The sequence below is a fragment of the Paenibacillus antri genome (assembly GCF_005765165.1).
Taxonomy (GTDB): domain Bacteria; phylum Bacillota; class Bacilli; order Paenibacillales; family YIM-B00363; genus Paenibacillus_AE; species Paenibacillus_AE antri.
In genome coordinates this window covers 1-4,747 of record NZ_VCIW01000046.1, presented here as the reverse complement: position 1 = coordinate 4,747, position 4,747 = coordinate 1, and the positions used below count along the sequence as shown (strand labels likewise).

Below are 4,747 nucleotides of genomic sequence, written 5' to 3'. Positions count from 1 at the left end.
GTTGGTTTAATAACGATATTATACCACATTAACGCGGTGCCGTGTTAAAACTAATAGACAAAAGAAAACTGCCGAGAGGTTTCTCGACAGTCTGAGCCCTCGGTGACGAGGGCTCTCTTCTTGTTTGAGGAGGGAGGAGGCTCGGCCGGAACTGCGCCCGCGAAGCGCGAAAACGCGGTTAAAAGCGGAACATTCCGCCTGACGAGACCCGCGAAGCGCGAAAACGCGGTTAAAAGCGGAACATTCCGCCTAACGAGACCCGCGAAGCGCGAAAACGCGGTTAAAAGCGGAACATTCCGCCTAACGAGACCCGCGAAGCGCGAAAACGCGGTTATACAGCGGAACATTCCGCCTAACGAAGCCCGCGAAGCGCGAAAACGCGGTTATAAGCGGAACATTCCGCATAACGAAGACCGCGAAGCGGCTCCCCTCGCGGACCGCCGCCTTCGCCTACAACGTCTGCACGATCGTTACGTTCACTTGCTGACGCAGATCGATCTCGTACGCGGAGGACGTTTCCTTCCCGTCGGCCTCCTGAATGATCCGAACGATCGGCCGGTGCGTCACGAGAGGGTCGACGTACGAGACGACGCCGAGCTGCCCCGTGTTCAGCTGGACGGTCGACGAGACCGGATAGATCGCGATATATTTGCAAAACAGCCGGATCAGCTCCAGATCGAACCACTGGTTGCCGTTCGCGTACAAAAATTCGATCGCCTCGCTCGGACTGAACCGCTTCCGATACGGCCGCGGCGACGTCAAAGCGTCGTATACGTCCGCGATCGCGACGATTTGCGCGTATTCGTGAATTTCCCCGCCTTTCAATCCTCTGGGATATCCCGTGCCGTCGAACCGTTCGTGATGCTGCAGCGCGCAATGCGCGGAAAGCAGCGACACGTCGAATTGCTTGCGCAGGATGTTGTAGCCTTCCTCGGTATGCTTCTGAAGCCTTATGCGCTGTTCGTCGGTAAGATCCGCGGAGACCATCCAGAGATTGTCCGGAAACACGGTCATCCCGACGTCGAAGAGGAGCGCGCCGACGCCGAGCTCGAGCAGCTGATTCCGATTATAGCCCTTGGCGATGCCGAGCACGCCGGCGAGCACCGCGACGTTGACGGAATGGTGGAACAAGTATCCGTCCTTCACATGCAGGTTGATCAAGTTCACGACGACGTCTCCCCGATTCGGGAGCTCCGTCATGATGTCCGTGAACAGCGTCCGGAATGTGGAACCTAAATCCTTGACGGGCGCGGCTTTCTTCCCTTTCGCTTCGCTCATCAATCCGGTCATCGTCTTATGCACGGCTTCGACGGATTTCTTGCGGGTTTCGTCCTGGAGCACGTCCTCGGGAATGATGTCGGACGTCCGGTTGTCCTCCACGTAGATGTAGTCGATGCCCATCTGCTTCAAGCGATCCAAATACCGGTCGTTCAATTCCACGCCGACCCCAAGCAGAATCGATCCGGTTTCGGTCCAGATCGGCTTGGCCAGCCGGTAGCCGGGACGGGCCGTGCTAATATGCGTTCTTCTCAAGATGACCACCTATCCCTCAAGCATCATACTTAATTATGTAACATAACAAAGCTGACGCGGTAAAGGATTTCTTTACCAAAGGTCGAAAGCGCGTGCAGGAGGGATCCGGAATGGACGGCAGAGAAGCGCCGATGGCTCCGGAGCATATCGCCAAGCGGCAGGGCGGAGAGGACGAGCTCGAAGGAGGGATGCTGCTCCTGTTCGCCGGCGAGCAGCCCGTCGGATGCGTACGCGCGCATAAGGACGAATACGAAGGGTTGCCGTGCGCGACGATCGGTCCGTTGGCGCTGAAGCCGCCGTTCCAAGGGCGGGGACTCGGTAGGACGCTCTTGCGGGCAGCCGTTGGGAACGCCGCGGCCGTCAACGCCGGGAACGAGCAGGCGATTCTCCTATACCTCAAGGAGGGCTTCGAGAAGAAGCTGGCCTTCGTCTGCTATAGCCGAGTATTTCCCGAGCAACCGCGAAATTCGACGGCGTTCGTGCAAGAATAAGGATTATACGTTGACAGGAATATTCCCTAACAGGTATATTCAGTGTAACGCAATCATTCCATTTCGTAAGGGGCAAACACATGAATAAGGCGATTTCGAAAGACGGTACCGCGATCGCGTTCGACCGCATAGGCGAAGGACCGGCTCTCATCCTCGTGGACGGGGCGCTCTGCTACCGCGCATCGGGTCCGAACGGGCCGCTCGCTGAGATGCTGAAGGACCGGTTCGCGGTATATACGTACGATCGACGCGGTCGGGGCGATAGCGACGAGAGGAAGCCTTATTCGATCGAGCGCGAGGTCGAGGATCTTGAAGCGCTCGTGAACGCGGCGGGCGGTTCGGCGTTCTTGTACGGCATCTCGTCCGGAGCCGCTCTCGTTATCGAAGCCGCCCGACGACTGCCTTCCATCCGGAAAGTAGCCTTGTACGAAGCTCCTTATATCGTCGACGGCAGCCGGATCCCCGTGAAGGGGGACTACGCGGCGCGGCTCGAGGCGCACGTCTCGGCGGATCGCCGCGCGGCGGCGGTGAAGTTATTCATGAAGGAAGGCGTGGGTCTGCCGGCTTTCGTCGTCGCGACCATGCCGTTGATGCCCGCATGGCGGAAGCTGAAGGCGGTGGCGCATACGCTACCGTACGACACGGCGTTAACGGTCGCCTGCCAACGAGGCGATCCGCTGCCGGCGGAGCCGTTCGCATCGGTAACCATCCCGGCGCTTGTCGGCGTCGGCGGCAAGAGTCCCGCTTGGATGCGCGCGGGGATGAAGGCGCTGGCCGATGCGCTGCCGAACGCGAAGCTGCATATGCTGGACGGGCAGACGCATATCGTACAACCGGGAGCGTTGGCTCCGGTATTGGCGGAGTTTTTCTACAACGAAGAGAGGGGGTAGGAACGATGAAATTTCGTACTGTAATCTTACTCGAACGCAAGACGGCGACCGGCATAGAGGTGCCGCCCGACATCGTCGAAGCGCTCGGCGCCGGCAAGAAGCCGCCGGTTCGCGTGACGATCGGAGGCGGCTATACGTACCGAAGCACGGTCGCGGTCATGGGCGGGAAATATATGATCCCGCTCAGCGCGGAGCATCGGAGCGGCGCGGGCGTCGCCGCCGGCGAGGAGGTCGACGTGGAGTTGACGCTGGATCACGAGCCGAGAGAGCTCGCCCTGCCGAAGGACTTCTTGTCCGCGCTCGACGCCGTTCCCGAAGCGAAAGCGTTCTTCGACGACTTATCCTACAGCAACCGAAGAAGAATCGTACTTTCGGTCGAAGGCGCCAAGACGCCGGAGACGCGGGTCCGCCGCATCGAGAAAGCGCTCGAGGCGCTTCGGGTAGGACGCGTGATCTAACGCCGAAACCGGGGGCCGTCAAAAAATAGTTCTCCGCCCCGTCGGACAACCGTGCCTTACGACGCAGGCCGCTCGAATATTTTGAATATCCCCACATAACGTTACAATCGCAGGGGAAATCGACAGCGAGGAGAGAGCGGACTTGACGATGTGGAGAAGGGCGTTGACGATGATGTTGGCGATTGCGTTCGCAATCGGAACGGCGGGGTTGGCCGGCGCGACGGGGGACGACGATCGGAAGGTTCCGATTCAATTGATCGCGGACCAAGCGACCGTGACGGCCGGCGGCAAGGCGCAGTTTCATCTGATTTATCATAACGTCGAAAATAAAGCGCGAACGAACACGCAACTTCACGTGAAGGTGCATGAATGGATGGACGTCGTCGACGCGGGCGGCGGCGAATGGGACGTTTCGAACCGGTTGCTTAAGTGGAACGTGAAGGACGTGAAGTCGAACGGCGCTCACGTCGTCCACTTCCAATTAAAGATGAAAGCGGATGCGAAGCGAGGCGACGTTAGCGAGCTCGAAGCGGAGATCGAGCTCGACGGCGGCGCGAAGTGGAAGACGCCGAAGGTGAAAGTGACGGTCGGCGCCGAGACGCACCAGCCGTTCATGCAAGGGTATCCGGACGGGACGTTCCGGCCCGACGGCGCGTTGACGAGAGCGGAAACGGCGGCGATGATCGCCCGAATCAAGGGTCTGAAGAATCTCGACGCCGAAGGGTATTCCGACGTGCCGGCTTCGCATTGGGCATACCGCTACATTCGGCAAGCGGCCGCGGAAGGTTACATGGTGGGCTTCGAAGGAAAATTCCGTCCCGACGAACCGATCACGAAGGCGGAGCTGCTGACGCTGATGCTGCGGCTGCACGGCATTCTCGAGACGCCGTTCGATACGCCGTTCGAAGATATGAAAGGGCATTGGTCCAAGCACGCGTTAGGGACGGCGCTAGCGCTGGGCTATGTCAAGCACCTGAACGACGGGAGGGACGCCCGGTTCGCGCCGGATGCGGCGATCGAGCGGAAGGCGGCGGCGGCGTGGCTGTCCGTCGGCTTGCTCCGCGGACCGCTGAAGGACGGCGAGACGAAAGTCGCGCGTCACTTCCCGGATGTTCCGTACGATCATCCGTACTTCGACTGGATCGAAGAAGCGTCGGCCGTGGCGCACGAGTCGGAGCGGCGGGACGACGGGGCGGAGCGTCTCGTCCGTTATTTGCCGGAGGCGACCTCGCCGTTCTGAATTCGCCGGGAATGCATTGGAACCCTTGAGAAATCAAGGGTCAGACTGTAGAGAAAGCCACCGTTTATCGGAGGCTTTTCTCTTTTTATGGTTTAGATTCTGGTATTGAAAAAGATCGCCTTACTCATCCTGCCT

Annotated in this window: 5 protein-coding genes; 4 read left to right on the top strand and 1 reads right to left on the bottom strand. The window is 59.5% G+C overall.

The annotated features are described in order from the left end of the window. Positions 1–450 precede the first annotated feature (450 nt). Positions 451–1,533, bottom strand: a complete 1,083-nt coding sequence (locus tag FE782_RS31895) for an HD-GYP domain-containing protein (protein ID WP_138198403.1) — start codon at positions 1,531–1,533, stop codon at positions 451–453. Positions 1,534–1,643: 110 nt separating this feature from the next. Here FE782_RS31895 and FE782_RS31890 point away from each other — a divergent pair, with 110 nt between their 5' ends. The 4 genes from FE782_RS31890 (at position 1,644) to FE782_RS31875 (ending at position 4,612) form a co-directional block, all read left to right on the top strand. Continuing rightward, positions 1,644–2,024: a GNAT family N-acetyltransferase gene (locus FE782_RS31890; RefSeq protein WP_138198402.1), complete on the top strand. Its 381-nt coding sequence runs from the start codon at positions 1,644–1,646 to the stop codon at positions 2,022–2,024. Positions 2,025–2,104: 80 nt separating this feature from the next. After that, positions 2,105–2,914 (top strand): alpha/beta fold hydrolase, encoded by an 810-nt coding sequence (locus tag FE782_RS31885; RefSeq protein ID WP_138198401.1) that lies wholly within the window; start codon positions 2,105–2,107, stop codon positions 2,912–2,914. Positions 2,915–2,919: 5 nt separating this feature from the next. Next, entirely contained in the window at positions 2,920–3,372 is a 453-nt protein-coding gene (locus FE782_RS31880) for a YdeI/OmpD-associated family protein (protein WP_138198400.1), read from the top strand. Positions 3,373–3,520: 148 nt separating this feature from the next. Continuing rightward, positions 3,521–4,612, top strand: a complete 1,092-nt coding sequence (locus tag FE782_RS31875; protein ID WP_238392737.1) for an S-layer homology domain-containing protein — start codon at positions 3,521–3,523, stop codon at positions 4,610–4,612. Positions 4,613–4,747: the final 135 nt, after the last annotated feature.

Excerpts from the sequence above, each read along its gene's own strand:
- FE782_RS31885 (WP_138198401.1), top strand. The coding sequence starts at position 2,105 with ATGAATAAGGCGATTTCGAAAGACGGTACCGCGATCGCGTTCGACCGC.
- FE782_RS31880 (WP_138198400.1), top strand. The coding sequence starts at position 2,920 with ATGAAATTTCGTACTGTAATCTTACTCGAACGCAAGACGGCGACCGGC.
- FE782_RS31890 (WP_138198402.1), top strand. The coding sequence starts at position 1,644 with ATGGACGGCAGAGAAGCGCCGATGGCTCCGGAGCATATCGCCAAGCGG.
- FE782_RS31875 (WP_238392737.1), top strand. The coding sequence starts at position 3,521 with ATGTGGAGAAGGGCGTTGACGATGATGTTGGCGATTGCGTTCGCAATC.